At 75.0% G+C, this 15,833-nt stretch carries 12 protein-coding genes, 1 tRNA gene and 1 pseudogene; 10 read left to right on the top strand and 4 right to left on the bottom strand.

Annotated features, from left to right (window positions below; translation table 11 throughout):
• Window positions 1–16 precede the first annotated feature (16 nt).
• Together ABZ719_RS23855 and ABZ719_RS23850 are read right to left on the bottom strand one after the other, a co-directional pair.
• Complete coding sequence (locus tag ABZ719_RS23855; protein ID WP_366727209.1) at window positions 17–1,465, bottom strand: exopolysaccharide biosynthesis polyprenyl glycosylphosphotransferase; 1,449 nt, start codon at window positions 1,463–1,465, stop codon at window positions 17–19.
• Window positions 1,462–3,075 (bottom strand): glycosyltransferase, encoded by a 1,614-nt coding sequence (locus ABZ719_RS23850; RefSeq protein ID WP_366727208.1) that lies wholly within the window; start codon window positions 3,073–3,075, stop codon window positions 1,462–1,464. The genes ABZ719_RS23855 and ABZ719_RS23850 overlap by 4 nt, the downstream gene beginning before the upstream one ends.
• Before the next feature lie 234 nt (window positions 3,076–3,309).
• On the opposite strand from ABZ719_RS23850, the gene ABZ719_RS23845 reads away from it, so the two are divergent.
• The 6 genes from ABZ719_RS23845 (at window position 3,310) to ABZ719_RS23820 (ending at window position 7,875) form a co-directional block, all read left to right on the top strand.
• Window positions 3,310–3,549, top strand: coding sequence for a chaplin (locus ABZ719_RS23845; RefSeq protein WP_037859702.1), 240 nt, complete (start codon window positions 3,310–3,312; stop codon window positions 3,547–3,549).
• A gap of 264 nt (window positions 3,550–3,813) precedes the next feature.
• The gene (locus ABZ719_RS23840; protein ID WP_366727207.1) at window positions 3,814–4,641 is read left to right on the top strand and encodes a hypothetical protein; all 828 of its coding nucleotides are present in this window, start codon (window positions 3,814–3,816) and stop codon (window positions 4,639–4,641) included.
• Window positions 4,642–5,052: 411 nt separating this feature from the next.
• On the top strand, window positions 5,053–5,334 hold the full coding sequence (locus ABZ719_RS23835; protein ID WP_366727206.1) for a hypothetical protein: 282 nt from the start codon (window positions 5,053–5,055) through the stop codon (window positions 5,332–5,334).
• A gap of 460 nt (window positions 5,335–5,794) precedes the next feature.
• Window positions 5,795–6,310, top strand: coding sequence for a hypothetical protein (locus ABZ719_RS23830; RefSeq protein ID WP_366727205.1), 516 nt, complete (start codon window positions 5,795–5,797; stop codon window positions 6,308–6,310).
• Between the two features lie 133 nt (window positions 6,311–6,443).
• A complete protein-coding gene (locus ABZ719_RS23825) occupies window positions 6,444–7,025 on the top strand; it encodes a tyrosinase family oxidase copper chaperone (protein WP_366727204.1) in 582 nt (193 codons plus the stop codon).
• Complete coding sequence (locus ABZ719_RS23820) at window positions 7,009–7,875, top strand: tyrosinase family protein (protein ID WP_366727203.1); 867 nt, start codon at window positions 7,009–7,011, stop codon at window positions 7,873–7,875. Before ABZ719_RS23825 ends, ABZ719_RS23820 begins: the two co-directional genes overlap by 17 nt.
• Before the next feature lie 205 nt (window positions 7,876–8,080).
• Here ABZ719_RS23820 and ABZ719_RS23815 read toward each other — a convergent pair whose 3' ends face one another.
• Entirely contained in the window at window positions 8,081–8,365 is a 285-nt protein-coding gene (locus ABZ719_RS23815) for a chaplin (protein ID WP_037859711.1), read from the bottom strand.
• 311 nt (window positions 8,366–8,676) lie between these two features.
• Between ABZ719_RS23815 and ABZ719_RS23810 the strand changes: the two genes are divergently transcribed.
• The 4 genes and pseudogenes from ABZ719_RS23810 to ABZ719_RS23795 all read left to right on the top strand — a co-directional run.
• Window positions 8,677–10,200, top strand: coding sequence for a helix-turn-helix transcriptional regulator (locus tag ABZ719_RS23810; RefSeq protein ID WP_366727202.1), 1,524 nt, complete (start codon window positions 8,677–8,679; stop codon window positions 10,198–10,200).
• A 255-nt stretch (window positions 10,201–10,455) separates the two neighbouring features.
• The gene (locus ABZ719_RS23805) at window positions 10,456–13,659 is read left to right on the top strand and encodes a M28 family peptidase (RefSeq protein ID WP_366727201.1); all 3,204 of its coding nucleotides are present in this window, start codon (window positions 10,456–10,458) and stop codon (window positions 13,657–13,659) included.
• 286 nt (window positions 13,660–13,945) lie between these two features.
• Window positions 13,946–14,710 carry an IclR family transcriptional regulator C-terminal domain-containing protein gene (locus ABZ719_RS23800; protein ID WP_366727200.1) on the top strand — a complete coding sequence of 255 codons (765 nt, stop codon included), beginning with the start codon at window positions 13,946–13,948 and terminating at the stop codon, window positions 14,708–14,710.
• 308 nt (window positions 14,711–15,018) lie between these two features.
• Window positions 15,019–15,360, top strand: a pseudogene (locus tag ABZ719_RS23795) (STAS domain-containing protein); the annotation flags it as partial.
• 209 nt (window positions 15,361–15,569) lie between these two features.
• On the opposite strand, the gene ABZ719_RS23790 reads toward ABZ719_RS23795, so the two are convergent.
• Window positions 15,570–15,642: transfer RNA gene (locus ABZ719_RS23790), tRNA-Arg, on the bottom strand.
• Window positions 15,643–15,833: the final 191 nt, after the last annotated feature.

The raw sequence follows: 15,833 nt of genomic DNA, 5'->3' as shown, positions 1-15,833 counted from the left end.
GGCGTGGGTCACGTCCTCAGCTCCCCGTCGGCCGCACCAGCGCGACCGCGGTGCGCAGCAGGATGCAGACGTCCTGCCACAGCGACCAGTTGTCGATGTAGGCGTTGTCGAAGCGGGCCCGGTCCTCGATCGAGGTGTCCCCGCGCAGCCCCTGGACCTGGGCCAGTCCGGTGATCCCGGACCGCATCCGGTGGCGCGCCGCGTAACCGGGGTGCTCCTGGCTGAACCGGGCCGCGAAGTATGGGCGTTCGGGGCGCGGACCGACCAGGCTCATGTCCCCGCGTAGCACGTTCCACAGCTGCGGCAGCTCGTCCAGCGAGGTGCGCCGCAGCATGCGGCACAGCGGCCGCATCTCCTGCTCGCCCGCCACGCTCCACCGCGTCGCCGCCTCGTGCGCGTCGGCGGGGCGGTGCGTACGGAACTTCAGCAGCGTGAAGGGTCTGCCGTCCCGGCCGATGCGCTCCTGGCGGAACAGCACACCCGGCCCGTCGGTGAGCCGCAGCAGCGCCGCGCAGCCCAGCAGCAGCGGCCCGGCCAGCAGCAGGAGGGCACCGCAGACCAGGACGTCCAGCACCCGCTTGCCCGCGCTGCCGCGCCGCGCGCCCGACATCAGCAGGCGCCGGCAGGAGAACCCGGCCAGCCGCTGCTTCGTCGCGTACGACGGAGAGTCCGCGTCGATCTCCCACACCGCGCAGCCCGACTCGGCCAGCGCCCGCAGCAGCGGCCCCTGTCCGGTCCGTACGGAGGGGTGGACGGCGAGCACCGCCCGCACCCCGTTCTGCACGACCGCACGCTCCACCTCCGCCCCGCGGGTCAGCACCGGCAGCCCGCCCGTGCGGCCGCCCGGCCGGTCGGCGACGACCCCGACCGGCCGCATCCCGCACCGCGGATGCCGCAGCAGGGCCGCGGCCACCCGCTGGGCCGTCTCGGCCGGGCCGACGACGAGGGCGGCGCGCGGCCGGCGCAGCAGGTCCGCGCGCCGCCGGGCGTGCACGGCGCCGCGCAGCAGGCAGCTCGCCGCGGCGTGCAGCGCGAACCCGGCCAGCAGGGCGCGGCCGGTCAGCGCGTGCCCCGGCCGGTACGCCGCCACGAGCGTGGCCAGGGCCAGCCAGGCCACCGCGATCCGGCCGCACACGGCGGGCAGTTCGTCCAGGACCGACGGCACGGGCTGCCCGGAGGGCTGCGCCCGCAGCAGCAGGGCCGCGGTCACGAGCAGGGCGACCAGCAGCGGGCGGTGCTCGGCCCCGGCGAACGCCGGGGCGCCCAGCAGGGCGGCGGCGCCGTCCGCGACGATCAGCGGCAGCGCGGCGGCCAGCCGCGGCGGGGGTCCCTGCCGCCGGACCGGGAAGCGGAAACCGGAGGCCCCGCGGCGCGGCCGGAGAACCGGGACGGCCGTGGATCCGTGGTCCCGTGGCGGCCGGCCGGGGGCCAGACCGGGCGAGGGGACGGTGCTTTTCGCGCTCACGGGTGGCTGGACTCCCTGTACTCGCTGGGTTCGCAGTACTCGCTGTGGTCGCCGGGCGGGCTGGGGGCGGGGTGGGTGCCGGGTCCGCCGGGTGCGCTGTGGTCGGGGTGCGTGCCGGGTTCGCTGTGCGAGCTGGGTTCGCGGCGCGTGCCGGGTTCGCCGGGTGCGCTGAGTCCGCCGTGCGAGCTGGGTTCGCTGTGCCCGCTCGGGTTGCCGTGCTCGCCCCGGTTGCCGGGGGTGGTGGGCCGGCTGGGCGGCGCGGACCCGGTGGACCCGGTGCCGGCGGAGTCAGTGGGCCTGGCGGAGCCGGTGGGCCCGTTCAGCGGGGCGGGTTCGCGGCGTGTGCGCGGGGCGGGCGCGGACCTGGCGGGAGACGCGGACAGCAGGTCGCGGTAGAGGGCCGTGACCGCCCCGGCACCGCGCCGGGCGTCGTGCGAGGCCAGGACGTGGGCGCGTCCGAGGCGGCCGAGGGAGGCGCGCAGCGGCGGGTCGAGCAGCAGTGCCAGGACCGCGCGGGCCAGGGCGGCCGGGTCCTCCGCCGGGACCAGGCACCGCGCGGCGAGTGCGGGCGGCAGGCTCTCCCGGGCGCCGTCGACGTCCGTGACCACCACGGTTCGGCCGCACGCCATCGCCTCCAGCGGGGCCAGGGCCATGCCCTCCCACCGCGAGGGCAGCACGACGAGGTCGGCCGCCCGGTACCAGGGCGCGGGGTCGGCGACGGCACCGGCGAACCGGACCGACGCCGGGGCGAGCCGCCGCAGCCGGTCGCGGGCGGGGCCGTCCCCGACGAGCACGAGCCGCGCCCCCGGCACCCGCTCCGCGACCGCGTCCCAGGCCCGCAGCAGCACGTCCTGCCCCTTCTGCCGGCACAGCCGCCCCACACAGACGACGACGGGCGCGGAGACCGGGACGCCGGAAGCCGTTACGTCGGTGGTCGTGGCGGGTGCGGTGGTCGTGGCGGTCGCGGTAGTCGCGGCGGTCGGGGTGGGGGCGGGGGTGGTGGTACTCGTGGTGCTGGTGGTGCTGGTGGTGCTGGTGGTGCTTGTGGTGGCCCTGGCGGGTGCGGGTGCGGGTGCGGGGAAACGGTGCGGGTCGATGCCGTTCGGCACGATGTGCCAGCACGCGCTGATCCCCGCGCGCACGCCGGTCGCGCGCTCCCCCTCGCTGACGCACACCACCCGCGTGGTCCACCGCGCCGCCCACCGCTCCCAGGCCCGCGCGAGCACCGCGGTGCCCCCGCCGACCGCCTCGAACGACCAGGCGTGCGGCTGGAAGACGGTCGGGATCCGGCCGCGTACGGCCAGGCGGCCGGCGAGCCCCGCCTTGGCGCTGTGCGCGTGCACCAGATCCGGCCGTACGTCGTCGATCACGCGTACGAGCTGCCGTACCTCGCGGGGGAGTGAACGCCCCGGCGCGCGCGCCGCGTTCCAGGGGCGCACGTCCGCGCCGAGCGTCCGGAGATGTCCGCCGAGGGCGCCGTCCGGACAGGCCACGGTCACGTCGAAGCCGTCCGCGAGTTGTGCCCGCACCAGGTCCGTCACGACGCGCGCGACCCCGCCGTCCACGGGCTGGGTGAGGTGCAGGACCCGCGGCCGATGAGGAAGCCGCATGACCGTCGTTGCCTCTTTCGGGTGTCCGTCGAAGGGGTGGGTCGAGAGGTCCGCAACTCTAGTGGCCAACGGGACTAATGCGACGAAACCGGGCAAGTGTGTCGGAACTGTGAAGCCTGTCCGATCCGTAGATCACTCTTTCGGCGGCACAACCCCGGCGGGAGCCGCGCGTTGACACAGCGCCGGGCGTCCCTGCCCGGGTGTTTGTGTGTCAACTGCAAGGAGTTCCTTTCCATGTCGCGTATCGCCAAGGGCCTGGTCCTTACCTCCGCCGCCGCCGCGGCTGTCGCCGGCGGTGCCGGCATCGCCGCCGCCGACAGCGGTGCGAACGGTGTCGCCGCCCACTCCCCGGGCGTCATCTCGGGCAACGTCATCCAGGTCCCGATCCACGTCCCGGTCAACGTCTGCGGCAACACCATCAACGTCATCGGTCTGCTGAACCCGGCGTTCGGCAACACCTGCGTCAACGGCTGACGCGGGCACGGCGTCCTTCCGGCGGCCGTCCTCCCCGGTCACGGGCCCCGCGCACCGCGCGCCGGGGCCCGGCGGGGAGGGCGGCCGCTGCTGTTCCCCCGAACGGGCGGGGCGTCGCGATCGCGCCCCTGGAACGCGTCCCACCAGGTCGGACGGCGCGGCGAGCTGAATACCCGTCACACGACGGGCGCATGATCGGTTGCGGAGCGCGACGGTCGCTTTCACGGTGGGCACCAGATCCGGTGCTCATCGAAAGGAACTCCCATGCGAGGTCTGTCAGCGCGGCGTGTCGCGTCCACCGCACTCTGCGCCGCCTTCCTGGTCGGGGCCGGCAGCCCGGCCGTCATGGCGGCCGACGCGGCCCGCGAGAACGGTCCTGCGCCGGCGTCCGCTTCCCCCGCCCCGGACGCCGGCGCGCTGCTCGCCCAGGTCCAGAGACTCGGTGGCCTCGGTGGCGTGCTCGCGCCGGTCCGCGATCTGGTGACCGCCGTGCTCACCCCGGACCAGAACGCCACGTCCGCCCCCGACGTCCAGAAGCTCGGTGACGCGGCGAAGGACGCCCTCGCCAAGGCGGACGCGGTACTCGCCGCCTCGGCCCCCCGGACCGCGAACGCCGGGACCGGCGCCCCCGCCGTCCCCTTCACGCTCGCACCGGCCGCTCCGGCGGCGGCCACGGGGGTGCTGCTGCCCGCCGCCGACGCCCGCGCGGCCGCACCGCGTGCCGCCGACCCGGCGAGCGACGCGCTGGCCGCCGTGCAGAAGGCGGTGGACGGCCTGGTGAAGGCGATCACCTCGGGCGATGTCGGCCAGGTGCTCCCGGCGGTCGACGGGCTCGTGAAGGACCTCACCGGCCTGGTCACCTCCGGGCTGTCCGGCAGCGGCCTGGCGTCGATGCCGAACACCTCTACGACGACCCCGACGACCCCGGCCACCTCGACGACACCGGTGGCGGCCCAGCCGTCGACCCTGCCGGCCCTCACCGACCCCGCCGCCGTCCCCGAGATCAACGTGCCGGAGATCAACGTCCCCGACATCAAGGTGCCTGACGTCACCGTCCCCGAGGTCGCGGCTGCGGCGGCGACGGGCTCGTAAGAGCCGCGAACGGAAGCGGGCCCCGGCGGGCGGCGCCCGGTGCGTGCGATCGCAAGGCCCCGGACACCGCCCGCTGACCGGAACCCGCTTTCGGCCGCAGCTCCGAGCCGCATCCGGCCACCCGCCGCGGGGCCCGTCCACAGGACCCGCGGCGAGGACCGCCCAGCCGCCGTGCCGCCCCCCCCGCAGGGCGCGGCACGGCGGCTGTCGCGTGCGGGCGGCCGGCGGCCCGCGCGGCGACGGCCGGTGTCATATGCGGAAGATCTCGTATGCGGAAGATCTTGTATGCGGAAGGTCTCGTATGAGGACTCGGCAATCTCCCGCACCGTGGTTTCCGGCCCGCCCGGGGCTCGTTAGGCAGGGCGACCCCGTCCCCTCCGGTGACGCCCCGTCGCCGCGGAAAGGAACACGATGAAGTCGCTCAAGGCCGCCGCCGTCCTCGCCGGATCCCTGGTCGCCGCCGGTGCCGCCGCGCCCGCCTTCGCCCACGACGCCGCCGACCTGACGCCCACCAGCCTCAACGGCGCCGTGAACTCGCTCACCAGGGACCCCATCGACGTCATGCCGGTCAGGCACCAGTCCGACGCGCTCGACACCGAGAAGAAGGGCTCGCTGCTCCACTCGGTGAACGGCGCCACCAAGACCCTGAACACCGCGACCCCGCTGCTCGGCGGGCTGCCGCTGCAGAGCTGAGACCGCGCCGCGCCCAGGACCGCGGGCGCCGGCACCGCTCCGCCGGCCGGCGCCCGGTCCGCCGGCTCGACACCGTCCGCCGTGTGCAGTCCGCCGTACGCCGGCGCGACGCCGTCCGCCGCCTCGACCCGTCCGTCGCCCGCCGTCCGCCGGCTCGACGTCGCCCACGCCGTCCGCCGTGCGCCGTCCGGGCCGAGCCCGCCTTGCCACTCCGGGCCGTACACCGTCCGGGCTGGACCGGGCCGGACCGGTCTTGCCACTCCGGGCCGTACACCGTCCGGACCGGCCCTGCCGCCCCGTCCGACGCCGCCTGCCCGCCGCCGCGCGGTGCTCCCCCCGTCGTTCCGTCCCACCGTCGTACTACTGCGGCATGCGGGGGAATCTTGCGCTGGTCGCGAGGCCGGGATCGTTGACCGGGGCGGACCACCCCGAACCCGACCTGAGAGGGACCGTGCCTGCCATGAAGTCGACCACCCGAGGAACCCTTGCCGCCCTCGTCGCGGGCGCGGCGGCGGCCGTCGGCGCCGCCGCGGCTCCCGCCGCCGCGGCCGGCACCGCCCCCCTCCCCGTCCCGCTGGGTGGCGCCGAGTCCGCGCTCGGCATGGAACTGCCCAGCGTGCGCGGGGAGCTGCCGCTGCCCGCCCCGGGCAGCCCGGAAGGGCCCCGCTTCACCGAGGGCAGGCTCCTGCCGGAGCGCGCGGTGCCGCGGCTCCCCGTCGAGGGCGGGCTGCCCGGCCTGGACGTCCGGGCCCCGCTGGCGCACGTCCTCGGTGACGGCTTCGACCACGTCGGTGTCAGGACGGCCCCCTCCGGCCTGCGGGCCGTCTCGCCGGGGTTGACCGTGGACGGCCCGCTGACCGGGCCCGGCGCCGGCCGAGCCGGCCTCCCGGCACTGACCCTGCCGGAGCTGGGCGTCCTCACCCCCGCGCTGCAGACCGTGCCGGGGGCCGACCTGGCGACGGGTACCGGCCTCTGACGGCGGCCCGGCCCGCCCGCCCGGTCCACCGTCCGGCCGTGTCCCCGGTTCACCGTCCGGCCGTATCGCGGTGACCGTCCGGGGGCCTCGGCGGTTACGGCTGCGGAGAACCGAACCGGACGAGGAGTGAGCCATGGGCATCGGCGACGGCAGCGAGGACAGCGGCGGGACCACGGGCGGGACCCGCACCGGCACGGGCGGTGCCCCGGGCTCCGCAGGGGATCCGGGCACGGCGGTGGACCCGGGCACGGCGCGGGACGGGGGCGGAACGCGGCGGGAGGCGACGCGGCGGCGGCTGCTCGCCTGCGCCGCCGTCGTCGCGATGGCCCCGGTGACCGCCGCCTCCCGGCCGCTGCTCCCCGGGACCGGGCCGTACGGCGGCCCCTGGAGCGGGCCGGGCGGCAGCGCCTTCGAGGAGACCTACCGGGGCCGTCGGATCCGCGGTGTGTGGACCCCGCGGCGCAGCGCCGGGGGAACCGGCCTGTGGTACGTCACCGTGGACGGCCGCCCGCTGCACCTGATGCGCCGCGCCGACGGCACCTGGCTGAGCATGGTCGACCACTACAGCTCCTACCGCACGCCCCTGGAGGCGGCCCGCGGCGCCGTCGACGAGATGGGCCCCGGGCGGCGGCTGCGCGACCTGGCCCCCGGGCCCGTCGGCGGCCCGTCCGCGGACCCGGCCACCGGGGGTGAGCACGGTGGCGTACACGCGTAAGAACGTCACCCGGCTCACCCGCACGGAGAAGCGGCGCTTCGTGGACGCGCTGCTGGAGGTCAAGCGGCGCGGCGAGTACGACGAGTTCGTGCGCACGCACGTCGCCCACTTCACCGCCGACGGCGAACGGGGGCTGCGGCCGGCCCACATGGCCCCCTCCTTCCTGCCCTGGCACCGCAAGTTCCTGCTGGAGCTGGAGCGGGCGCTGCGCCGGGTGGACTCCTCGGTGACGGTGCCCTACTGGGACTGGACGCGCCAGCGCACGATTACCTCGGCGCCCTGGACCGCGGACCTGATGGGCGGCGACGGACGGCCGTCCGACCGCCGCGTGACGACCGGACCGTTCACGTACGCGCACGGCGGCTGGACGCTCAAGGAGGGTGTCACCGACGGGCAGTTCCTCACCCGGGACCTGGGCCGCTCCCGCGACCCGATCCAACTGCCCACCAGGAGTGAGCTGGAGTGGGCGCTGAAGGACCCCGTCTACGACGTCGCGCCCTGGGACTCGACGGTCACCAGGGGGTTCCGCAACAAGCTGGAGGGGTGGGGCACCGGCCGGGGCAGCGTTTCCTGGCGCAACCACAACCGGGTGCACCGCTGGGTCGGCGGGGCGATGCTCGGCGCCGCCTCCGTCAACGACCCGGTCTTCTGGCTCCACCACGCCTTCCTCGACCTGCAGTGGTCGCGCTGGCAGAGCCGCCACCGGGGCGCCCGCTACCTGCCCGCGTCCCCGCCGGGGCCGGACGACGCGCAGTACGGCCGGATCGTCGCCCGGCACCAGAAAATGCCGCCCTGGGACGTCACCCCGCAGTCACTGGAGGACGTCAGCCGCATCTACCGGTACGCCTGAGCCCGGGCACCGGGCGGTGCTCCTGCCGCCGGGCGCGGGCGGCCGGCGCGCCCGGACCGCGGCGCACGCGCGAGCCCGGCGGCCCGGACCAGGATCCGGGCACACGGGAGAGCCCCGGCGCTCGAGGTGCCGGGGCTTCCCTGTGGAACCGGCGCGGACGGCGTGCCCTGCGGGAACGGCCTCCGGCGCGGTGACTGCCGGGTCGTCAGCCGCCGTAGTTGCCCGGCTTGTCGTCGTGCTTGCCGAGGTGACCGACGTTGGCGCAGGTGTTGCCGAACGCGGGGTTGAGGACGCCGATCACGTCGATGGTGTTTCCGCACAGGTTGACCGGGATGTTGACCGGAACCTGGATGGTGTTGCCGGACACGACGCCGGGCGAGCCGACAGCCGCGCCCTGGGCGCCGGCGTCCGCCATGGCGAGACCGGCTCCGCTGATCACCACGGCACCCGTACCGAGGGCGACGGCAGCCGCTTTCGCGATGCGAGACATCACGTTCTCCTAACTTGCTCGATGAGTGCGGCAGCAGGTCGCGCGACCGCACTCACCGTTCAACGCCCCCCTTACGCCCGGGTCACGGCGTATCTCCCGGGATCACCCTTTTTGGACATCTGGTAGAGACCAATTGGACGGCTGTTGCGCCCACCCGATTGACGGGGCGGTGGCCGCTCCCCTGTGCTGTCCGGTAGCGGGGGGCGAAGTCCGGTGTCACACGGCTCAGAGCTGCGAACAAAAGGAACAAAAGGGGTGGACTCCCCTTTCGTCCGCAGCTCTTGAGGCGCGAGCCTCGTCCGGGAGGGGCCATGTCCGTCGAAGCGGCACAGGGGTGGGGGGAGTTCGGGCGGCGGTTGCGGTCCCGGCGAAGACAGGCCGGGCTCACCCAGCTCCAGCTCGGTCTGCGGGTGGGCTACCACCACACCCTCATCAGCAAGCTGGAGAGCGGCCTCAGAGAGCCGCCCGCGGGTCTGGTGCGCCGCCTCGACGCCGTCCTGGAGACCGGGGGAGAGCTGGCCGCGATCGTCGCCGCGCCGCGCGGTGTGCCGCCCGCGCGGACCCGGCCTTCGCTGGACCGGAAGCTGTTCGGCGCCATGCCCGGGGCGGACACGGCCGGGGACCGGGAGGCGTGGGACCCGCGGCTGTGGCCCCGGGAACTGCCCGCCGAGGGACTCGCGTGCCCGCTGCACGGCACGACGGGCTGCGCGGTGCCCGAACAGGCCGGGTTACCAGCCCTCCTGGCGGGGCTGCCCGGCCTGCCGGGAGGGGCGGCCGGCGCGGTCCCGCCGGCCGCGGAGCTCCCGGCGGGCGCGGCAGCGGGTGCCCCGGTGGGCGGCGCGGACGCGGGCGCGGGCCCTGGGGGCGGCCCGGGTGCCGAGTCGGAGCTGCTGCACGCCCTGACCGCCGTGCTGGCCTGTCTGATCCGCGAGGCGTTCGGCCCGGCCACCGCGGGCGGGGTGGCGACCGTGGAGCGGCTGCTGCGGGCCGTGGTGCGCTGGGCCGAGGCGGTCGACGCCACCGGCCGGCTGCCGTACGGGCAACTGCGCCTGGCCGCCCAGTACGCGCAGGTCGCCGGGCGCCTGCGGATGCAGCGGGGGCAGAGCAGCATCGGCATGGCGTGGTTCGGCAACGGCCTGGGCTGGGCGGACGCCGTCCACGACGCCCCGGCCCGGGCGACCCTGCTCAGCGACATGTGCACTCTGGTGCGGCTCGACGACGACCCCGGCTCGACGCTCGCGTACGCGCGGGCCATCGGCGCGGTGGACGGCCGGCGGCGCTGGGTCGCCACCCTCTCGTACCTGTACCAGGCCCGCGGGTACGCCCTCGGTCACGACGCGGCCGAGTGCCGCCGGCACATCGTCCTGGCCCGCCGCGGGTTCGCCCGCCTCGGGCAGCGGGACCTGCTGGAGGCGCCCTGGATGGCCGGCGCCGAGGGGGAGATGCGGGTGGAGTCGGCGATCGGCGGCGCGCTGCGCGATCTCGCCGCGGTGACCGGGGACCGCAGGACGGCCCGGCGCGCCGTGGAGGCCACCGAGCGCTCGCGCGCCCTGCTGCCCGCGGTGATGCGGTCCACCCGGCTGCTGCTCACCCTGCGGCTCGCCGACGGCTGGGCGTGTGCCGGCGACCCGGGGGCGGCGGTGGCGCTGGCCGGTCCGGTGCTGGGCGAGGCGCTGGACTCGCGGGAGCTGATGATCGACGCCGAGCTGCGCGGCCTGCACGCCCGGCTCCTCGCGGACTGGGGCGACGTACCGGAGGTCAGGGAGTACCGCGAGCGGCTGCTGGCCGCGGCCGGGGCGCGCGGGAGGGGGGAAGCGGCGAAGGCGCGCCCGTGAGGATCTCCCGGCGCGGGCGGGCGCCGGGCTCCCGCTTGCCGGATTTTGACAGGTCCGGACCGCGCCCCGGAAACCGTTGACCCGGGCGCGGGCCGGTGTGAGGGTTCGGCCGGTCCAGACCATGTCATGTCAGTGTCACTCCACCGCGGGTCGCGCGGAGACACCGGGCGCCCCCGGGTTCAGTGGGTTGACGTGTTCATGATCTGGCTCTCGCGTACGGCCGGACAGGCCGCACACCTCTCACAAGGAGCCGCGATGCTGAGAAAGACGGCAGTGGCCGGGGTATCCCTGGCCGTGACCCTCGGGGGGCTGGTGGCGCCGGCCTCGTTGGCCGCGGCGGCGCCGGCCTCCGCGGCCCGGGCGGACGGGCCGCGGCCGGCCCCCGCCGCGAAGGCCGTGGCCGCCGCCGACCGGGCCGTGCGCAGCGGCCTGGACGCGCTGGCCAAGGGCCCGCACGAGCAGTACGACCGCCACCAGGTCACCCCCTGGGTCAAGGGGCTGTACTCGGTCGCCTACCAGCGCACCTACGAGGGCCTGCCCGTCGTGGGCGGCGACGCCGTCGTCCTCGCCGACGGCGACGGCGGGGTCCGGGCCGTCCAGTCGGCCACCACCGCCCGGATCTCGGTGTCCACCGAGCCCACGGTCACCGCGGCGCGGGCGGCCAGGACCAGCCGCGCCCGGCTCGCCCGGGTCGAGAAGGCCGCCCCGGGCCGCCTGGTGGTCCGGGTCAGGAACGACACCGCCACGCTCGCCTGGGAGACGGTGCTGACCGGACGTACGAAGGCACACGTGCCCAGCAGGCTGCACGTCTTCGTCGACGCCCGCACCGGAAAGGTCGTCGACTCCTACGACGACGTCCGCGCGGGCTCCGGCACCAGCAAGTGGAACGGCCCCAATCCGCTGACCATCGACACCTCCCGCTCGGGCAGCGGCTACGTGCTGCGCGACACCACCCGCCCCGGCCTGCAGTGCTCGGACTACAGCGGCGGCGTGTTCACCAAGTCCACCGACAACTGGGGCACCGGCAACCCCACGAGCAAGGAGACCGGCTGCGTCGACGCGATGTTCGCGGCGCAGAAGGAGTCGGACATGCTCAAGAACTGGCTGGGCCGCAACGGCCACGACGGCAACGGCGGCAGCTGGCCGGTCCGCGTCGGCCTCAACGACCTGAACGCCTACTGGGACGGCTCCACCATCTCCATCGGCCACAACAGCGCGAACGAGTGGATCGCCGGGATCGACGTCGTCGGCCACGAGTTCGGCCACGGCCTCGACACCTACACCCCCGGCGGCGACAACCACGAGAGCGGCCTGGGCGAGGCGACCGGCGACATCATGGGCGCCCTGACCGAGGCGTACGCGAACGAGCCGGCGCCGTACGACACCCCCGACTACACCGTCGGCGAGATGATCGACCTCCAGGGCCGCGGCCCGATCCGCAACATGTACGACCCGAGCCGGGTCAACAACGACCCCCGCTGCTATTCCGCCTCGATCCCCTCCACCGAGGAGCACGCCGCGGCCGGCCCGCTCAATCACTGGTTCTACCTGCTGGCCGAGGGCTCCAGCCCCGGCGGCGGCAAGCCCTCCAGCCCCACCTGCGACAACTCCACCGTCACGGGCGTCGGCATCCAGGCGGCGGGCAGGATCTTCTACGGCGGCATGCTGCTCAAGACCAGCGGCATGACCTACAAGCGCTACCGCACCGCCACGCTGACCTCGGCGAAGAACCTCGACGCGAGCTGCGGCCTGTACAACGCCACCAAGGCGGCCTGGGACGCGGTCAGCGTCCCCGCCCAGCCGGGTGATCCGACGTGCACCGGCCAGCAGTCCGACTTCTCGCTGTCCCTCGACCCGGCCGCGGGCACGGTCGACGCCGGCGCCTCCGCGCGGGCCACGGTCGGCACCACCACCGTCACCGGCAGCGCGCAGCAGATCTCGCTGACCGCCTCCGGCGCCCCGGCGGGCGTGAACGTCTCCTTCAGCCCCGCGACGGTCACCTCCGGCGACAGCGCCACGATGACGGTCTCCACCTCGGCCGCCACGTCCGCCGGGACGTACGCCGTCACCGTCACGGGCAGCGGCGGCGGCAGGACCCACACCGCCCGGTACACGCTCACCGTCGGCGGGGGCGGCACCGGCCCGGGCACCCCGCCCGACGTCGACGTCGCCAAGGTGCAGGCACACCTGGCCCAGCTGAACACCATCGCCACGCAGAACGGCGGCAACCGCCGCTCCACCACGGCCGGTTACCGCGCCTCGCTCGCCTACGTCAAGGGCAAGCTCCAGGCCGCCGGTTACACGGTCACCGAGCAGAGCTGCACCTCCGGCTGCACCCCGGGCGCGGGCAACAACCTGATCGCCGAGTGGCCGCAGGGCGACGCGAACAGCGTCTACATGTTCGGCGCCCACCTCGACAGCGTCTCCGCGGGCCCCGGCATCAACGACAACGGCTCCGGCTCCGCCACGCTCCTGGAGACGGCGCTGACGCTGGCCCAGGCGAACCCCGTCATGAAGAACCGGGTCCGGTTCGCCTGGTGGACCGACGAGGAGCAGGGCCTCAACGGCTCCGGTTTCTACGTCCGTTCCCTCTCCGGCACCGACCGCGCCCGGATCAAGGCGTACTACAACTTCGACATGGTCGCCTCGACCAACGCCGGCTACTTCGTCAACAACCTCAACTCGGCGGCCGCCGCCCCGATGAAGGCGTACTGGGACTCCCTGGGCCTGGCACCGCAGGAGAACGTCGAGGGCCAGGGCCGCTCCGACGACTACTCCTTCCAGCAGGTGGGCATCCCCACCTCCGGTTACGCCACCGGGGCCGACGCGGTGAAGTCCGCCTCCGAGGCGGCCAAGTGGGGCGGTACCGCGGGCCGCTCCTACGACTCGTGCTACCACTCGGCGTGCGACACCACGGGCAACATCAACGCCACCGCGCTGAACCGCAGCGCCGACGGGGTCGCGTACACGATCTGGAAGACCGCCGTCGGGGACACCCCCGTGCCCGGGGACGACTTCTCGATCTCCGCGAACCCGGCCGCCGGCACGGTCCGGCCCGGCTCCTCCGCCTCGGTGACCGTCTCCACGGCCACCACCGGCGGTGCCGCGCAGAACGTGCGCCTGTCGGCGTCGGGCGCCCCGTCGGGGGTGAGCGTGAGCTTCAGCCCGGCCTCGGTGACCTCCGGGCAGTCCTCCACCGCCACCGTCCAGGTCGCGGCGGACGTGGCCGGCGGCACGTACACGCTGACGATCACCGGCACCGGCACGGCCACCCACACCACCACCTACACCCTGACCGTGCCCGGCGGGGGCGGCCAGACCAGCTGGCAGGCGGGCGCCACCTACGCGCCCGGGGACGTCGTGACCTACGACGGCGTGAGCTACCGGTGCATCCAGGGTCACACCGCGTACCCGGGCTGGGAGCCGCCGAACGTCCCGGCCCTGTGGCAGCGGATCTGACGCGGGGCGGTCCGGATCCGGCGGTGGTCCGAGCCGGGTCCGGGGCCGGGGCGGTGCGGTCCGGGCCGTGATCACCGGCCCGCCGGCCGCTCCGGGCGCCGGGCGGTGACCATCTGGCCGCCGCCCGCTCGGGGCGCCGCGCCCCGGCCGGCCCCTGTTCGTTGTCAAGGGGCCGGCCGGGGCAGGCCCGGCCCCGGGTTTTCCGGTTCCCCACAAGCTCGACTTCCGCTCGCGGTCGTCCCGGCGTGCGTTTGCCGAGCGGGTCCGTCACCCGCACGGTGGAGGTATGGGAGCGCAGGAAGGCCCCACGCTCATCGCCTCCGTGCAGCGGGCGTTCCGGCTGATGGAGGCGGTCGGGGCCCATGAGGGCGGCGCGCCGGCCAAGCAGCTGGCGCGGGAGACGGGCCTGGCCCTGGCCACCACGTACCACCTGCTGCGGACGCTGCTGCACGACGGCTACGTGCGCAAACTGGAGGACGGCTCCTTCGTCCTCGGCGAGCGCCTGGACGCCCTGCACGACGTCGGCGGCGCGCAGACACGGCTCACCCGGATCCGCCCGACGCTGGGGTCCCTGCGGGACGACCTGTCGGCCGCCGCCTACCTCACGTTCTACGAGGACGGTGAGATCCGCGTGGCGGAGATCGTCGACGGGCCCCGCGCCCCGCGGGCCGAGCTGTGGGTGGGGTTCGAGGACGCGGGCCACGCCACCGCGCTGGGCAAGTGCGTCCTGCGCGAGCTGGACGACGAGGCACGCCAGGAGTACCTCTCGCGGCACCGCCTGGAGGACCTCACGCCCCGGACGATCACCCACCGCACGGAGCTGCTGCGGCGGCTGGACGCCTCCTCCGACGCGCCGGCGGTCACCGACCTGGAGGAGTACTCCCTCGGGACCGTCTGCGTCGCCGTCCCCGTGTACCGGGGCGACACGCTGGGCTCGCTCGGTGTCTCCCTGCGCGCGGACGGTGACCGGGCGCGCGCGATCGAGAGCGCGGTCGAGCGGCTGCTCGCGGCGGCGGACCGGGTGACGAGAGGCCTCTCGCTCACCATCTGAAAATCGCACTCTTGTGGCGCCGGGAGCGGGAACCGTCTACTGGATGAAGCGCCACATACGCGACATACGAGATACACACGCCATGCGCGGCATCTCTGGCATGTACTGCGTGTGGTGCGCGCGTCATGGAGGACGGCGAGAGAGGCGGAGAGCGAAGAGTGCGGACGGTCCCACAGCCCACCCAGGAGAACGGCATCCTCGATCGGCCCACCGCGGAGGACGGCGTCGCCCGGCCCGCCCCGCAGAGCGGCGGCGGCCGGCGCCCCGCGGAGGACGGCGTCCTCGGGCGCCGCGCGGAGAACGGGTGGACGGTCGTCACCGTGGCCGGCGAGGTCGACGTCTGCTCGTCGCCCGGGATCCGGGAGGCCGTCGTCCGGCTCATCGACGAGGGGCACCGGCACCTTGTCCTGGACCTGGGCCGGGTGACGTTCCTGGACTCGATGGGCCTGGGCCTGATCGTGGCGCTCACCAAGCGCCTGCGCGCGCAGGCGGGCTCTCTGGTCCTCACCTGCGACGATCCGCGCATCCTCAAGGTGTTCAAGACCGGCGGCCTGCACGCCGTCTACGCCTTCCACGCCTGCGTCGCCGATGCGACGCGCCGCGCACCCGAGGGCAGCGGCCTGGCCGGCTGGCCGCACCACCGCCCCTGAAGGCGGCCCGGCCGCGCCGCCCGGGGGTGAGTTCCGGACGTTCCGCGGCCGTGCGCAGCTCTTGGAGCTGCGCACAAAAGGGGCGCCCGGCTCGCGGCGTCCCCTTTTTCCGCGGCGCTTACGCCGGCGCTACGCCGCACTCGCTACTGTGCTGCCCGGCAGCAAGAACGCCCTCCCGGAGGGAGGGCGTGAGCACCGCACGAGCGGAGCGCCCCCGGCAGGACTCGAACCTGCGGCCAAGCGCTTAGAAGGCGCCTGCTCTATCCACTGAGCTACGGGGGCCTGGTGTGGTGGCCTCTGTCGTGGTGCCGTCCCGGTGCGGGCCGTTCCGTGACGTTGCCGGGGACAAGGATAGGGCTCCCGCGTCCTTGCCCCTGCTGCTTCGCCTCCGTGGCTCGATGTGGAGGTTCAGTGAAGCGGTCCTGATAATCGCAGGCAGGTACGAATCGTGCACCGCTTTTGATGCCTCGGGC

It is taken from the genome of Streptomyces sp. NPDC006743, assembly GCF_040703815.1.
In the GTDB taxonomy this organism is placed as follows: domain Bacteria; phylum Actinomycetota; class Actinomycetes; order Streptomycetales; family Streptomycetaceae; genus Streptomyces.
The sequence above is the reverse complement of the archived record's forward strand: the minus strand, read 5'-3'. Positions and strand labels throughout refer to the sequence as shown.